The following is a 14,845-nucleotide window of genomic DNA, read 5'->3' on the forward strand; positions in this document are numbered from 1 at the left end:
GGGAGACCGGGATCACCGTTGGGGCGTGCGAATGTGGGCGAACTCACCTCAGCCGTTCGCGCGACCGCGCTGCATCGCGTCCTGGACCTCGCCGACGAGCTCCTCGAGGACGTCCTCGAGGAAGAGGACGCCGAGCACCTCGTCGTCGGCCGAGAGGACCCGGGCGACGTGGATGCCGACCTTCTGCATCTGCGCGAGCGCCTCCTCGACCTCGTCGTCGGCGCGCACGGTGAAGAGCGGGCGGAACCGCTTCGCCGGCACCGGCTCGGTGTCCCGATCGGCGTAGAGGACGTCCTTGATGTGGAGGTAGTTCTCCGGATACCCGTCATCGTCGACGACGAAGTACCGCGAGTATCCCGTGCGGCCGACGAGGGTGACGAGCTCGTCGGGAGTCACGCTCTCGCTGATCGTCACGAGTTCGGACATCGGCACCATGATGTCGGCGGCGGTCTTGTCGCTGAACTCGAGCGCTCCCTTGAGCAGTCCGATGTCGTCGCTGAGCAGGCCCTCGCGCTTCGACTCGGCGACGATCGACTCGACCTGCTCGATCGTGTAGGCCTCGTTGACCTCGTCACGAGGTTCGATGCCGATGAGGCGGAGCACGGCGTTGGCGAGTCCGTTGAGCGGTCGGATGACGAAGCCGAAGACGCGGGAGAGGAACACCAGCGGCGGAGCGAGCAGCATCACGGCACGCCCCGAGGTGGCCAGGGCGATGTTCTTCGGCACCATCTCGCCGATGACGACATGGAGGTAGGTGACGATGCCGAGGGAGAGGATGAACGAGATCGTCGACGAGAGGCTCGCCGGGATGCCGAGGCCCTCGAGTGGCCCGGAGAGCAGATGGTGGATCGCCGGCTCAGAGACGTTGCCGAGCAGCAGCGAGCACACAGTGATGCCGAGCTGGCAGATCGCGAGCATGAGCGAGACGTGCTCCATCGCATAGAGGGCCGTGCGCGCGGCGGCGGAGCCCTCGGCGGCCTTGGGCTCGACCTGTGAGCGCTTGGCGGCGACGATGGCGAACTCGGCGGCGACGAAGAACGAGTTGCCGAGCAGCAGGACGACGAGCCAGACGAGTCCGAACCAGTCAGCGCTCATGCCGCACCGCCTTCCTGCTCGTAGAGTGCGTGGTCGGTGGCGCGCAGCACCACCCGGAGGCGTTCGATGCGCCGGCCGTGCATGCGCTCGACCCTGATGAGCGCGTCGGGCGTGCGCACCTCGTCTCCGGGCACCGGGATCCGACCGAGCTCCTTGAGGACGAAGCCGGCGACGGTCTCGTAGTCGGGGTCCTCCGGGATCGTCAGCCCGATCGTCGTCTCGATCTCGTCGGGGCGCAGCTGACCGGGCACGATCCACGAGCCGTCGCGGGCGGGCCGGGCGGCCACCCGCATCCTGTCGTGCTCGTCGGCGACCTCTCCGACGAGTTCCTCGACGACGTCCTCGAGGGTGACGACACCGGCGGTGCCGCCGAACTCGTCGACGACGACGGCCAGCTGCATGCCCTTGCCGCGCAGCTCCATGAGCAGCGGGTCGAGGCGCAGCGTCTCGGGGATCTCCGTGACCTCTGTCATCAGCCCTCCCGCGTACGCGTCATCGCGGTTGGCCACGGGAACGGCGAAGGCCTGTTTGACGTGGACGACGCCGACGATGTGGTCCTTGTCCTCGCCGGCGACCGGGAACCGGGAGTAGCCGGTCTCACGCGCCTGCTCGATGATCTGCCGCGCGGTGGTGTCCTTGACCACCGAGGACATCCGTGTGCGCGGCGTCATGACGTCCTCGGCGGTGCGCTCGGAGAAGCTCAGGGTGCGCTCGAGCAGACCGGCGGTCTGCTCGTCGAGGACGCCCTCCTCGGCGGAGTGGCGCACGAGCGAGGTGAGCTCGTCCGGGGAGCGCCCGACAGAGCCCTCCTCCTGCGGTTCGATCCCCATGGCGAGCAGGATCTTGTTCGCCGTGCCGTTGAGTGCGGCGATGAGCGGGCGGAGCACGACGGAGAACGCGTACTGGATCGGCGCGGCGATGCGCCCGGTGGCCAAGGGCACTGCGATCGCGAGGTTCTTCGGAACGAGTTCGCCGAAGATCATCGACAGCACCGTCGAGACGATGAGGGCGATGGTGAGCGCGAGCGGCTCCGACAGGCCCGGGCTCAGTCCCCAGGTCTCGAAGACCGGGGAGAGCAGTCTGCCCAGCGACGGCTCCATGAGGTAGCCCGTGAGCAGAGTGGTGATCGTGATGCCCACCTGCGCGGCGGAGAGCTGCGTGGACAGGTGCGTCATCGACTGCCGCAGCGTCTTCGCCCCGACGACGCCGTCGGCGACGGCTCGGTCGGCCGTGTGGCGGTCGAGGGTGAGGAGGGAGAACTCCGCTGCGACGAAGATGCCCGTGCCGGCGATGAGCAGGAGGGCGAGGGCGAGGAACAGCCACTCCATCAGCGGTGCGCCCCCTCATGCAGGGGCGGGGTGAGAGTCTCGATGTCTCCGCTGACCCTCACGGGTCGGGGGTCATCGTCTGGGTCGCCGGCTTCCCGCCGGCGGGGACTGTCACTCTGCATGCGACGATCCTACCAACTTCCGCTCACAGGTCGACCTTCTTCGTAGCCCGCCGTACTCTGCACGCCCACGCTCGCCCGATCGGCGAATTCCTCGAGATCCGCGGCTCCGGCGTAGGTGAATGAGCTGCGCACTCCGGAGGTGATCGAGTCGAGGAGGTCCTCGACGCCCGGGGACGCCGGATCGATGTACATCGTCGACGAGGAGATGCCCTCCTCGAACAGTCCCTTGCGGGCGCGCGAGAACGCCGACTCAGTGCGCGTCCGGTTGGCCACCGCGCGGGCCGAGGCCATGCCGAAGCTCTCCTTGTACTTCCGCCCCTCGCCGTCGACGAGGAGGTCGCCCGGGGATTCGTGCGTGCCGGCGAACCACGAGCCGATCATCACCTGGGAGGCCCCGGCGGCGAGTGCGAGCGCGACGTCACGGGGGTAGCGCACTCCCCCGTCGGCCCAGACGTGGGCACCGAGCTCGGCGGCCGCTTCGGCGCATTCGCGCACGGCCGAGAACTGCGGGCGTCCCACCGCCGTCATCATCCGCGTCGTGCACATCGCTCCCGGACCGACGCCGACCTTGACGATCTGCGCACCGGCCGAGACGAGGTCGCGGACCCCGTCGGCGGTGACGACGTTGCCGGCGACGATGGGCACGCCGAGGTCGGCGTCCGCGACGGCCGTGAGGACGTCGAGCATCTTCGCCTGGTGGCCGTGGGCGGTGTCGATGACGAGAGTGTCGGCTCCGGCCTCCACGAGCGCGCTCGCCCGCTCGACGGCGTTGCCGTTGACGCCGATCGCCGTGGCGATCTTGAGGCGTCCCCCGTCGTCGAGGTTCGGCGTGTAGATCGACGACCGCAGCAGCGACTTCGGGGTGAGCGCCCCGAGGAGGACGCCCGCGTCATCGACGACCGCGGCGTAGGCGGTGCGCGCCTCGTTCATCGTCTCGAACAGCTGTGCGAGGGCTTCCTGGTCCTCCCAGTCGATCTCGTCGGCCCGGATGACCTGCGGGGAGGTCTGGACGAGTTCGCCCACCGCGGTGAAGCGATCGACATCGCGCAGGTCGGCGGCGTCGATGACCCCGACGAGCCGACCGGCATCGTCGACGACGGCACCGAGACCGTGGGCGCGCTTGCCGAGCACGTGGAGGGCGGAGAGGACGGTGTCCTCGGCGGAGAACCGAAGCGCCGACTCGAAGACCCGGTCCCGGCTCTTCACCCAGCGGATCGTGTCCTCGGCGGCGGTGAGCGGGATGTCCTGCGGCAGGACTGCCAGGCCGCCTCGGCGGGCCATCGTCTCCGCCATCCGTCGCCCGGACACGGCCGTCATGTTCGCGGCCACGATGGGGGTCGGGGACCCTGTCGGATCGGTGGTCGTGAGGTCGACGTCGAAGCGCGAGGTCAGCGACGAGGAGTTGGGGACAAGGAACACGTCGGAATACGTGAGATCGTGATCCGGTTGGTGTGAAATGAAACGCATGACACTATTGTCCCCCATGTGCACACAGCGGAGCACATCGCGTTAGGCTGGTATGTGTCGTATTGCAGCAATTCGTGAACAGGAAGTAGGCGATCAGCGCCGTGTCCGTCAATACTCCGAACCGCACCGTCGACGACTTCGGATCGAACGAGTGGTTGGTCGAGGAACTGTACGAACAGTACAAGTCAGACAAGAACTCTGTAGACAAGTCCTGGTGGCCGTTCTTCGACCAGTACGAGAAGACGGACGGAGCGCAGACGACGAAGGCTGCGGATTCCGCATCCGGTGGGGATGCCCCGCAGAAGAAGGCGGCCGACGAGCCGCAGGGCAAGACCGAGGCGAAGTCGGCTCCCCAGGCGAAGGGGTCACCGCAGGCCGAGGACGCGGGAACCGCGGCTCGCCCGGATTCGGTCCCGGCCGCGAAGGAGACCTCGCGCGGCGTCTCCCCGTCCTCGGCCGAGACGGAGACGCTCAAGGCGGAGTCGAAGTCGGTGCCGAAGGTGACGACGAAGGACGTCGAGCCGAAGCCCGCCCCGGAGGAGACCGTCACCCCTCTGCGCGGACCCGCCAAGCTCATCGCCAAGAACATGGACGAGTCGCTCGAGATGCCGACGGCTACCTCGGTGCGCGCCCTGCCGGCGAAGGCGCTCATCGACAACCGCATCGTCATCAACTCGCACCTCAAGCGCACCCGCGGCGGCAAGGTCTCGTTCACCCACCTCATCGGCTTCGCCGTCATCCGCGCCCTGAAGAACTTCCCGTCGATGAACGTCTCCTACGACGTCCGCGACGGCAAGCCCGCGATGGTCTCGCCGGCGCACGTCAACTTCGGCCTCGCCATCGACGTCCCGAAGAAGGACGGCACCCGCTCACTGCTCGTGCCCAACGTCAAGAAGGCCGAGACGCTGACCTTCCGGCAGTTCGTCGACGCCTACGACGGCCTCGTCGACAAGGCCCGCAAGGGCAAGCTCACCGCTGACGACTTCGCCGGCACGACGGTGTCGCTGACGAACCCCGGCGGCATCGGCACCGTCCACTCGATCCCCCGCCTGACCAAGGGGCAGGGCGCGATCATCGGAGTCGGTGCGCTCGACTACCCGGCCGAGTTCCAGGGCGCGAGCCAGCGCACGATCAACGACCTCGCCGTCTCGAAGGTGCTCACGCTCACCTCGACCTACGACCACCGCGTCATCCAGGGAGCGGGCTCGGGCGAGTTCCTCAAGCTCGTCCACGGCTACCTGCTCGGTGAGGACGGCTTCTACGACGACGTCTTCGAATCGCTGCGCCTGCCCTACGAACCCGTGCGCTGGGTTCCCGACGTCTCCGCCGAGGACCAGGACGACGTCAACAAGACCGCCCGTGTCATCGAACTCATCGACGCCTACCGGACGCGCGGCCACCTCATGGCCAACATCGATCCGCTCGTCTACCGCCAGCGTTCGCATCCCGACCTCGACATCAACCAGCACGGACTGACCCTCTGGGACCTCGAACGCGAGTTCCCCACCGGCGGTTTCGGCGCGAAGCCGATGATGCCCTTCCGCAACATCCTCGGTCTGCTCCGGGAGAGCTACTGCCGGACAATCGGCTTCGAGTACATGCACATCGCCGATCCGCTCCAGCGCCGCTGGTTCCAGGCGAAGATCGAGGTCCCCCACCAGGAGCTCACCCGTGCCGAGCAGGGGCACATCCTCGGCCGTCTCAATGCCGCCGAGGCGTTCGAGACGTTCCTGCAGACGAAGTACATCGGACAGAAGCGCTTCAGCCTCGAGGGCAGCGAGTCGGCCATCGTCCTCCTCGACGAGGTCCTCAACCAGTCCGCGGACGCCGGACTCGAAGAGGTTGCGATCGGCATGGCCCACCGCGGTCGCCTCAACGTGCTCACGAACATCGCGGGCAAGTCCTATGCGCAGATGTTCCGGGAGTTCGACGGCACCATGTCTCCCGACAGCGTCCAGGGCTCCGGCGACGTCAAGTACCACCTCGGCACGCAGGGCTCGTTCACCTCGCCCTCGGGCAACTCGACGAACGTCTACGTCGCAGCGAACCCCAGCCACCTCGAGACTGTCGATCCCGTCCTCGAGGGCATCGTGCGCGCGAAGCAGGACGTCATCGACCAGGGAGAGGCAGGCTTCTCCGTGCTTCCCGTCCTCGTCCACGGTGACGCCGCGTTCGCGGGTCAGGGTGTCGTCGCCGAGACGCTCAACCTCTCCGAGCTGCGCGGCTACCGCACCGGCGGGACGATCCACATCATCATCAACAACCAGGTCGGGTTCACGACTCCGCCCGCCTCGGCGCGTTCGTCGTTCTACTGCACCGACATCGCGAAGTCGATCAACGCCCCGATCCTCCATGTCAACGGCGATGACCCCGAAGCCGTCGTCCGGGCGGCCCGTCTCGCGTTCGAGTACCGCCAGGAATTCAATCGCGATGTCGTCATCGACCTCGTCTCCTACCGCCGTCGCGGACACAACGAGGGCGACGACCCGTCGATGACCCAGCCGCTCATGTACTCCCTCATCGAGAAGAAGGGGTCGGTTCGCAAGCTCTACACCGAGTCCCTCGTCGGCAGGAAGTGCATCACGGATGAGGAGGCCGCCGAGGCGCTCAAGGACTACCAGTCGAAGCTGGAGTCCGCGTTCGCCGAGACGAAGGCCGCCGAATCCGGGTCGGGCAAGGGCAGCGCGTTCAACGCCCCGCACCGACCGAGCGACATCGAGGCCCTCAACGACGTCTCGACGGCGATCAGCCCCGAGACCCTCAAGCGCATCGGCGACGCATTCGTCGACGTGCCCGAGGGCTTCACGGTGCACAAGAAGCTGCGCGCGCTGCTCGAGAAGCGCCGGGAGATGGCCATGCACGGCGGCATCGACTGGGGCTTCGCGGAGCTGCTCGCCTTCGGCTCGCTGCTCATCGAGGGCATCCCGGTGCGGCTGGCCGGGCAGGATTCGCGCCGTGGCACCTTCGTCCAGCGCCACTCGGTGCTCATCGACTCCGTCAACGGCAACGAGTGGACGCCTCTGCAGAACATCAGCGACGACCAGGCGCGGTTCTACGTCTACGACTCGCTGCTGAGCGAGTACGCGGCCGTCGGCTTCGAGTACGGCTACTCCGTCGAGCGCAAGGACGCCCTCGTGGCGTGGGAGGCGCAGTTCGGCGACTTCGCGCAGGGCGCCCAGTCGGTCATCGACGAGTTCGTCTCCTCGTCCGAGCAGAAGTGGCAGCAGAACTCCGGTGTCGTCATGCTTCTGCCCCACGGGTACGAGGGACAGGGACCCGACCACTCCTCGGCGCGCATCGAGCGCTACCTGCAGCTGTGCGCGGAGTCGAACATGACCGTCGCGTTCCCCTCCAGCGGCGCCTCGTACTTCCACCTGCTGCGCCGGCACGCGCTGACCCCGAACAAGCGCCCGCTCATCGTCTTCACCCCGAAGTCGATGCTGCGCCTCAAGGCGGCGGCGAACTCGCCGGAGGACTTCACCTCCGGGAAGTTCGAAGCCGTCATCGACGACCCGAGCATCGATCCGTCGAAGGTCGAGAAGGTCGTCCTCGTCTCCGGCAAGCTCTACTGGGAGCTGCTCGCCCAGCGCGAGAAGAACGGCGACGACACGACCGCTCTCGTGCGCGTCGAGCAGCTCTACCCGCTCGACGAGGACGCGATCACCGCGATCCTCGACCGGTACCCGGCCGATGCCAAGCTCGTCTGGGCGCAGGAGGAGCCGGAGAACCAGGGCGCGTGGCCGTTCATGGCCCTCAACCTCACCCCGCTCCTCGGCGGTCGTGACCTCACCCTCGTCGCCCGACCCGCTTCGGCGTCGACGGCGACGGGACTCAAGCACGTCCACGAGCTCCAGCAGGAAGAGGTCGTCGGCAGGGTGCTGCAGCGGTGAGCTCCGAGACCTCGACGACGATCGCCGTGGTCGGCGGCCCCTTGGTCGCCGGCCACGGCGATGGCCGCGGTCTCGGATGGGTCGGCAGGGTGACCGCACGGACCCTGCCGAGTCTGCCGGGCATGCGGGTCTACCCTCTGGCCGTCGGCCATGAGGATTCCGCAGGCCTCCATTCCCGTGCGATGTCGGAGGCGGCGCTGCGCTTCTCCGACGGTGCCGACAATCGGCTCGTGCTCGCACTCGGCTCCGGCGACCTCGATACCGGTCGCTCGGTGGCCCGCGCCAGACTCGACGTCGCCAACGTCCTCGACGAGGCGCTGGCGCGGAAGGTCTCGGCCTTCGTCATCGGTCCTCCGCCCGATCACGGAACGGATCGCAACCGGGCCATCGCCGAGCTGAATACGAGCTTCTCCGATGTCGCCAAACGCCGCGGCATCCCCTACGTCGACACCTACACCCCCCTGCTCGGCCATCCGGTCTGGCAGCGGGAGCTCGCGTCCTCGCACGACCGACTGCCGGCTCAGGAGGGCTACGGGCTGCTCGCGTGGCTCGTCCTCCACCGCGGATGGTTCCCGTGGCTGGGCGTGCGCGACGTGCTCGGAGACGACGGGTGAACTTGGCCCTCGGTCCACAGGCGTGAAACAATGAACCGTCCAATCGAAGGAGAACTGCCATGAGCAAGCGAGGCCGCAAGCGTCGCGATCGCCGTCGTTCGAATGCCAACCACGGCAAGCGTCCGAACAGCTGATCCACCGTGCACCGCGGGTGCACAGAGAAGGCGGGGAGAGTCATCCGACTCTCCCCGCCTTCTGTCTGCTCCAGGCCTCAGCGCTGCCAGCGCACCTGCTCGACTGCGATCCTCCGCCGGATCTTCTCCTTGAGTCCCAGCGGGGCCTCCTCGCGGCCGCACGACCGCCGCACGACCTCTTTGAGCATCGCTTCGATCTCGTATTCGTCGTGGCAGGCCGGGCAGTGCTCGAGGTGGATCGAGATCTCACGGATCTCGGTCGTCGTCAGCTCCCCGTCGAGGTAGTGGTAGATGCGCATGAGCGATTCGGCCCGCATGCTCTCACAGCAGTCTCCGTCGGTCATTTCTCCCCTCCTTCGCGCTTGCCGAAGCCGCGCTCGGCGGCATACTCGGAGAGCATCTCGCGCAGCTGCCTGCGTCCGCGATGGAGTCGCGACATCACTGTGCCGATCGGGGTGTCCATGATCTCAGCGATCTCCTTGTACGGCAGGCCTTCGACGTCGGCATAGTAGACGACCATCCGGAAGTCCTCGGGCAGGGCGGAGAGCGCATCCTTGACGTCGGAGTCGGGCAGGTGATCGAGGGCTTCGAGTTCGGCCGACCGCCCCTCGGAGGAGGTGTGGCTCGCGGCCTGGGCGATCTGCCAGTCCTCGATGTCCTCGCTGCCGTGCTCCTGCGGCTGCCGCTGCTTCTTGCGGTAGTTGTTGATGAAGGTGTTCGTGAGGATCCGGTAGAGCCACGCCTTGAGGTTGGTCCCCGGGGTGTACTGGTGGAAAGCTGCGTAGGCCTTCGCGTACGCCTCTTGCACGAGATCCTCGGCGTCGGCGGGGTTGCGGGTCATCCGCAGAGCCGCCGCGTAGAGCTGGTTGAGGTACTCGAGGGCGTCGCGCTCGAAACGAGCCGAGCGCTGTGCGTCGGTCTCGGTCTCGGTGGCTTCTCTGACTGATTCGGTCATCACCGTCAATGGTACGCCCGTTCTCTCCAGCACGGCAGTGGCACTCACTGACTCCTCCTCGTCCTCGGCGCTCTCCCACCGCGCACCCAGGTCGCGTGGATCCCGGCGAGCGGTCGGTCGTTGCCGTCGTCGGACCTGACATGCCGACGACATCGTGTACCGTCAACGCCGTCGCGCGGTTCCGATATTCCCTTTCGGCTATGCTTGCGGGTGAGATGCCCGACAGCCTCAGGAAGGAACCCTGTGTCCCCGATTCGACTTCTCGCAAGGCCCATGCTCGCCGCCGGCTACATCAGCAACGGCGTCGACCGTCTCCGCCGCCCTGAGGCAGCCGCAGCCTCGATCGCGCCGCTGCTCGCCCAGGCCCGCAAGCGCGTGGAGATCCCGCTCGATGCGACGACGATCGCCCGCGCCACCGGTGCCGCGCAGGTCGCTGCCGGTTCCCTGCTCGCCATCGGTCGTTTCCCGCGCCTGAGCGCCTCGATCCTCGTCGGCACCTACCTCCTCGACACCGTCGGGGAGCGCATCGCCGCGGAGAAGGCGACGTCGAAGGAGGAGAAGCGCACCCGCCTCGAGCGCACCCTCACCCGGACCTCGATGCTCGGCGGCGCCCTGCTCGCCAGCGTCGACACCGCCGGCAAGCCCGGACTGTGGTGGCGCACCCAGCACGCAGCCGAAGACCTCTGGTCCTCGGTCGAGAACACGTCGAAGCAGGCAATGAGTGCCCTTGGCGTCGACTGAGCCTCCCCCGTCAGCCGTGGGCGACTGGCGGCCTCCCCGCGCTCCCGAGGCCCTCGACGCCGTCGTCACGGTTCCCGGGTCGAAGTCGCTGACCAACCGCTATCTCGTCCTTGCCGCGCTCGCTGATTCCGAATCGATCATCCGCGGGTGGCTGCGCAGCCGCGACACCGAGCTCATGGTCGGCGCCCTGCGCAGCCTCGGCGCGGAGATCACGGAGTCCGGCGACGACCTCCACGTCACCCCGATCGACTTCACTGCCGGTGGAGAACCGGTGGCGATCGACTGCGGTCTCGCGGGGACCGTCATGCGCTTCGTCCCCCCGATCGCCGCGGCCACCGGCCGTGAGGTGGTCATCGACGGGGATGAGCAGGCCCGGGCGCGGCCGATGGACGTCACGATCGACTCCCTCACCCGCCTCGGCGCGTCCATCACCGCGGTCGACGACTCCCTGCCCCTGACGATCCATGCGGGGTCCGAGCTGCGCGGGGGACATCTCGAGATCGCCGCGGGGACCTCGAGCCAGTTCGTCTCGGGTCTCCTCCTCGCCGCGGCGGCGATGCCGCTCGGCCTCGACCTGAGCAACCGGGGTGACAGTGTGCCCAGCCGGGCCCACATCGATATGACCCTCGAGGTTCTCGCCGATGCCGGAGTCGACGTCACCGAACCGGAGCCCGAGCACTGGATCGTCGAACCGGGCCTGCCGCGCGGGCTCGACGTCGTCGTCGAACCCGACCTCTCCAACGCCGCAGCCTTTCTCGCCGCGGCACTCGCCACCGGGGGCACCGTCACGGTGCCCGGCTGGCCGGCCCACACGACGCAGGCCGGTGACGACTTCCGCCGCATCGCCGAGGCGTTCGGCGCGGAGGTCGATCTCGATCGCCGTGGTCTGCGAATCCTGGGACCCCAGCGGCTCTCCCCCGTCGACCTCGACCTCTCAGCCGTCGGCGAGCTCACCCCGGTCGTTGCGGCGCTGGCCGCACTCGCCCCCGGGACGTCGCACCTGCGGGGAATCGGCCACCTGCGCGGGCACGAGACCGACAGACTCGCAGCGCTGTCCGCGGAGCTCGGCGCGCTCGGCGTCGAGGTCGATGAGAGGCCCGACGCCCTGACGATCACCGGGGCGCGGCTGCGCGCGGGCACGTGGCACACCTACCACGACCATCGCATGGTCATGGCCGGGGCGGTCCTCGCCCTGGCCGCCGAGGACATCGTCATCGAGGACGTCGGCACGGTCGCGAAGACCCTGCCGGAGTTCGCGGGCCTCTGGGAAGCCATGCTCGCCGCCGAGGCCTGAGATGGCGCGCATCTTCCGCGATGAGGACTACCGGCCGCGACCGAACCGGCGCGGCTCGCGTCCGCGGACGAAGCACCGTCCCAGTCACGAGTCAGCCGTCGACGGTCTCGTCACCGCCGTCGACCGCGGCCGCTACCGGGTCGTCCTCGCCGATGCCGACGGGGACTTCGACGCCGACGGCCGCACCGTCACCGCGGTGCGGGCCTCCAACCTGCGCAGGGTCGCCGTCGTCCCCGGCGACATCGTGCGCATCGTCGGCGACACCACGGGCCGGGAGGGCACACTGGCCAGGCTCGTCGAGATCACCGAGCGGCGGACCCTGCTGCGTCGCAGCGCCGACGACACGGACCCCACCGAACGGGTCATCGTCGCCAACGTCGACCTCATGGGCATCGTCACCGCCACCGTCGACCCCGAACCGTCCTACGGCCTCATCGACCGGGCCCTGACCGCGGCCATCGACGCCGGCATCACCCCACTCATCATCGTCACGAAGACGGATCTCGCTCCCGCCGACGACATCGCCCGCCGCTTCTCCGCGGCCGAGGTCGACATCGTCTCCTCGGGGCTGCGCTCCGACGGCAGCCTCGCCGACGACGCGGTCGCCGAGCGGCTGGCCGGTCATATCAGCGTCCTCGTCGGCCACTCCGGCGTCGGGAAGTCGACGCTGACGAACGCCCTCGTTCCCGCCGCCGACCGGGCCACCGGCGACGTCAACGACGTCACCGGACGCGGTCGCCACACCTCCTCCTCGGCGGTGTGCCTGCCCCTGACGACCGGCGGCTGGCTCATCGACACCCCGGGCGTGCGCAGCTTCGGCCTCGCCCACGTCGACCGCGACGGCCTGCTGGCCGCGTTCCCCGAACTCGTCGAGGCGACGACCGAGTGCCCGCGCGGGTGCACCCACCTCGCCGATGCGCCCGGCTGCCGGCTCGATGCGTGGGTGGAGTCCGGGAAGGCCGGCCCCGAAGGGGTCTCACGACTGGAGTCACTGCGGAGGTTGCTCGCCAACGCTGGTTAGAGTGGGAGGATGAACGACCTCGACCTCGCGCTCGACCTCGCCGACCTCGCCGATTCGCTGAGCCTCTCGCGCTTCATCGCCCAGGACTTCACGATCGAGACGAAACCGGACCTCACCCCCGTCACGGAGTGCGACCGGGCCGTCGAATCAGCGCTCGTCGACCGGCTCGCCGTCACCCGCCCCGAGGACAGCGTCCTCGGTGAGGAGTTCGGATCGCACGGGAGCTCGGAGCGGCGCTGGATCATCGATCCCATCGACGGGACGAAGAACTACGTCCGCGGAGTGCCCGTGTGGGCCACCCTCATCTCCCTCTACGAGGGTCAGCGGCCCCTCCTCGGCGTCGTCTCCGCTCCTGCGCTCTCCCGCCGCTGGTGGGCGGCCGCGGGACAGGGTGCCTTCGCGAGGGGTCCCGGGGGCCCTGACCGGCGCATCGAGGTCTCGCGGGTCGACGATCTCGGCGACGCCTCCCTCTCCTTCGCCTCGCTGAGCGCCTGGCGCGATCTCGGGGTCCGCGACGAGTTCATCGCCCTCACCGATGCCGTGTGGCGCACGCGCGGCTACGGGGACTTCTACTCGTACATGCTCGTCGCCGAGGGCGCCGTCGACATCGCCTGCGAACCGGAGCTCGCCCTCTACGACATGGGGGCACTCGCTCCGATCGTCCTCGAGGCCGGGGGCACCTTCACGAACACCGCCGGGGTGCCCGGGGTCTTCGGCGGCAACGCCGTCGCGACGAACGGGCGCCTCCACGAGCGGGTGCTCGACGCCCTCGGCCGCGTCGCCCCCGAGGTCGCAGAATGAGGCCGGATCTCTCCCGCGCGATGCTCTGGCACGAGATGGCGGACGCGGCAGGACTCGTCGGTGCCGACGGAGAGCTCTCGGAGACGATCTACGGCCAGATGACGCAGCTGGCGGCGGCGACGGGGGCGGTCAACCTCGGCCAGGGTGCTCCGGGCACGGATGCGCCGGCGTCGCTCATCGAGGCGACGGCCGAGGCCATGCGCGAGGGCTTCAACCAGTACGCCCCCGGGCAGGGACACCCGATCCTCCGCGAGGCGATCGCGCGCCGACGGGCGAAGGACTTCGGCCATCCGGTCGCCGCCGAGGAGGTGCTCGTCACGTGTGGGGCCACGGAGGGGCTGACCGCGGCGATCCTCGCCCTCGTCCCCCGGGGAGGCCGGGTCGTGACGTTCGAACCGTACTACGACGCCTACCCGGCTGCGGTCGCGGCGGCCGGCGGAGAGTTCGTCACCGTGCCTGTGCTCCAGACCGAGAGCGGATTCCGACCCGACTGGGAGGCGTTCGAGGCCGCGATGGCCGACGGTGCGGCACTCGTCATCGTCAACACTCCGCACAATCCCACGGGATTCGTCTTCTCCGCTGACGACTCCGCGCGAATCGTCCGCGCCGCCGAGACCGCGGATGCGTGGGTGCTCACCGACGAGGTCTACGAGCAGCTGGTCCTCGACGAGAGTGCGCACATCCCTCCGGCCGTGGCTGCAGCCGACCCTGCCCGAGTCGTCACGGTCTCCTCAGCGGGCAAGAGCTGGAACATCACCGGGTGGAAGATCGGCTGGGTCATCGCCGCACCGGAGGTGCGGGAGGCGATCCAGGCCGTCAAGCAGTTCCTCACGTTCACCGGCGGTGGGCCGATGCAGATCGGCCTCGCCCGTCTGCTGGACTCGGACGACGATTTCGTCGCGGGCAATCGCCGGTCCCTGCGCGAGCGCGCCGAGGTGCTCGTCGCCGCATGTGCGACCGTGCCCGGTGCCCGGGCCTCGGATCCGGCCGCCGGATACTTCACCGTCGTCGACTTCTCTGCGCTCACCGATCTCGACGCGTTCGCCCTCAATGATCTCCTCGCCCGCAGGCACGGCCTCGTCGGCATTCCCGTCCCGGCCCTGTGCCGGCCGGACTCGACCGCGTCCGAGGCCTACCGGAGCGCCATCCGGTACTCGTTCTGCAAGGCACCGGCCGACGTCGCCGAAGGGGCCCGGCGGTTCCGCTCCCTCGCCGAGGCGGTCGCCGCCGATCCGCAGCTGCTCGTCGGCTGACACGGCTGGTGCCCGGGCAACGCCGGCTCCCCGGCCGATTCGGCTGATACCGCTGGGCCCTCGGGACACGCGACAGCGGGCCGCTCGGAGAGAGCGGCCCGCTGTGGGGTCGTCCGGACACAGGCGCACA

General features: G+C 68.8%; 12 protein-coding genes. 7 read left to right on the forward strand and 5 right to left on the reverse strand.

Annotation, left to right across the window (positions count from 1 at the left end; translation table 11 throughout):
- Positions 1-48 precede the first annotated feature (48 nt).
- From EZE58_RS14055 to EZE58_RS14065, 3 genes are all read right to left on the reverse strand, one after another.
- On the reverse strand, positions 49-1,095 hold the full coding sequence (locus EZE58_RS14055; RefSeq protein WP_009375271.1) for a hemolysin family protein: 1,047 nt from the start codon (positions 1,093-1,095) through the stop codon (positions 49-51).
- Positions 1,092-2,423, reverse strand: a complete 1,332-nt coding sequence (locus EZE58_RS14060) for a hemolysin family protein (RefSeq protein WP_009375269.1) — start codon at positions 2,421-2,423, stop codon at positions 1,092-1,094. The genes EZE58_RS14055 and EZE58_RS14060 overlap by 4 nt, the downstream gene beginning before the upstream one ends.
- Before the next feature lie 131 nt (positions 2,424-2,554).
- Entirely contained in the window at positions 2,555-4,012 is a 1,458-nt protein-coding gene (locus tag EZE58_RS14065; RefSeq protein ID WP_009375267.1) for a GuaB1 family IMP dehydrogenase-related protein, read from the reverse strand.
- A 101-nt stretch (positions 4,013-4,113) separates the two neighbouring features.
- Between EZE58_RS14065 and EZE58_RS14070 the strand changes: the two genes are divergently transcribed.
- Positions 4,114-7,902, forward strand: coding sequence for a multifunctional oxoglutarate decarboxylase/oxoglutarate dehydrogenase thiamine pyrophosphate-binding subunit/dihydrolipoyllysine-residue succinyltransferase subunit (locus tag EZE58_RS14070; protein WP_095375830.1), 3,789 nt, complete (start codon positions 4,114-4,116; stop codon positions 7,900-7,902).
- Positions 7,899-8,516 (forward strand): GDSL-type esterase/lipase family protein, encoded by a 618-nt coding sequence (locus EZE58_RS14075; protein WP_009375263.1) that lies wholly within the window; start codon positions 7,899-7,901, stop codon positions 8,514-8,516. Before EZE58_RS14070 ends, EZE58_RS14075 begins: the two co-directional genes overlap by 4 nt.
- 211 nt (positions 8,517-8,727) lie before the next feature.
- Here EZE58_RS14075 and rsrA read toward each other — a convergent pair whose 3' ends face one another.
- Positions 8,728-8,994 (reverse strand): mycothiol system anti-sigma-R factor, encoded by a 267-nt coding sequence (gene rsrA / locus EZE58_RS14080; RefSeq protein ID WP_009375261.1) that lies wholly within the window; start codon positions 8,992-8,994, stop codon positions 8,728-8,730.
- Positions 8,991-9,758 carry a sigma-70 family RNA polymerase sigma factor gene (locus EZE58_RS14085; protein WP_269447356.1) on the reverse strand — a complete coding sequence of 256 codons (768 nt, stop codon included), beginning with the start codon at positions 9,756-9,758 and terminating at the stop codon, positions 8,991-8,993. Before EZE58_RS14085 ends, rsrA begins: the two co-directional genes overlap by 4 nt.
- 90 nt (positions 9,759-9,848) lie before the next feature.
- Between EZE58_RS14085 and EZE58_RS14090 the strand changes: the two genes are divergently transcribed.
- The 5 genes from EZE58_RS14090 to EZE58_RS14110 are packed head-to-tail and all read left to right on the forward strand — an operon-like array spanning position 9,849 to position 14,715.
- Positions 9,849-10,346: a DoxX family membrane protein gene (locus EZE58_RS14090; RefSeq protein WP_040340965.1), complete on the forward strand. Its 498-nt coding sequence runs from the start codon at positions 9,849-9,851 to the stop codon at positions 10,344-10,346.
- Positions 10,333-11,640 carry a 3-phosphoshikimate 1-carboxyvinyltransferase gene (gene aroA, locus EZE58_RS14095; RefSeq protein WP_051995472.1) on the forward strand — a complete coding sequence of 436 codons (1,308 nt, stop codon included), beginning with the start codon at positions 10,333-10,335 and terminating at the stop codon, positions 11,638-11,640. The genes EZE58_RS14090 and aroA overlap by 14 nt, the downstream gene beginning before the upstream one ends.
- Position 11,641: 1 nt before the next feature.
- Complete coding sequence (gene rsgA, locus EZE58_RS14100; protein ID WP_167560773.1) at positions 11,642-12,661, forward strand: ribosome small subunit-dependent GTPase A; 1,020 nt, start codon at positions 11,642-11,644, stop codon at positions 12,659-12,661.
- A 9-nt stretch (positions 12,662-12,670) separates the two neighbouring features.
- The gene (hisN, locus tag EZE58_RS14105; protein WP_167560775.1) at positions 12,671-13,462 is read left to right on the forward strand and encodes a histidinol-phosphatase; all 792 of its coding nucleotides are present in this window, start codon (positions 12,671-12,673) and stop codon (positions 13,460-13,462) included.
- Positions 13,459-14,715 (forward strand): aminotransferase class I/II-fold pyridoxal phosphate-dependent enzyme, encoded by a 1,257-nt coding sequence (locus EZE58_RS14110; protein ID WP_240941338.1) that lies wholly within the window; start codon positions 13,459-13,461, stop codon positions 14,713-14,715. Before hisN ends, EZE58_RS14110 begins: the two co-directional genes overlap by 4 nt.
- Positions 14,716-14,845 lie beyond the last annotated feature (130 nt).

This window comes from Brevibacterium sp. LS14, assembly GCF_012027885.1.
In the GTDB taxonomy this organism is placed as follows: domain Bacteria; phylum Actinomycetota; class Actinomycetes; order Actinomycetales; family Brevibacteriaceae; genus Brevibacterium; species Brevibacterium casei.

Bases quoted from the DNA above. Each gene is read 5' to 3' on its own strand.
- EZE58_RS14065 (WP_009375267.1), bottom strand. From the start codon at position 4,012: ATGCGTTTCATTTCACACCAACCGGATCACGATCTCACGTATTCCGAC.
- EZE58_RS14060 (WP_009375269.1), bottom strand. From the start codon at position 2,423: ATGGAGTGGCTGTTCCTCGCCCTCGCCCTCCTGCTCATCGCCGGCACG.
- EZE58_RS14055 (WP_009375271.1), bottom strand. From the start codon at position 1,095: ATGAGCGCTGACTGGTTCGGACTCGTCTGGCTCGTCGTCCTGCTGCTC.
- hisN (WP_167560775.1), top strand. From the start codon at position 12,671: ATGAACGACCTCGACCTCGCGCTCGACCTCGCCGACCTCGCCGATTCG.
- rsrA (WP_009375261.1), bottom strand. From the start codon at position 8,994: ATGACCGACGGAGACTGCTGTGAGAGCATGCGGGCCGAATCGCTCATG.
- rsgA (WP_167560773.1), top strand. From the start codon at position 11,642: ATGGCGCGCATCTTCCGCGATGAGGACTACCGGCCGCGACCGAACCGG.
- EZE58_RS14110 (WP_240941338.1), top strand. From the start codon at position 13,459: ATGAGGCCGGATCTCTCCCGCGCGATGCTCTGGCACGAGATGGCGGAC.
- EZE58_RS14085 (WP_269447356.1), bottom strand. From the start codon at position 9,758: ATGTCGTCGGCATGTCAGGTCCGACGACGGCAACGACCGACCGCTCGC.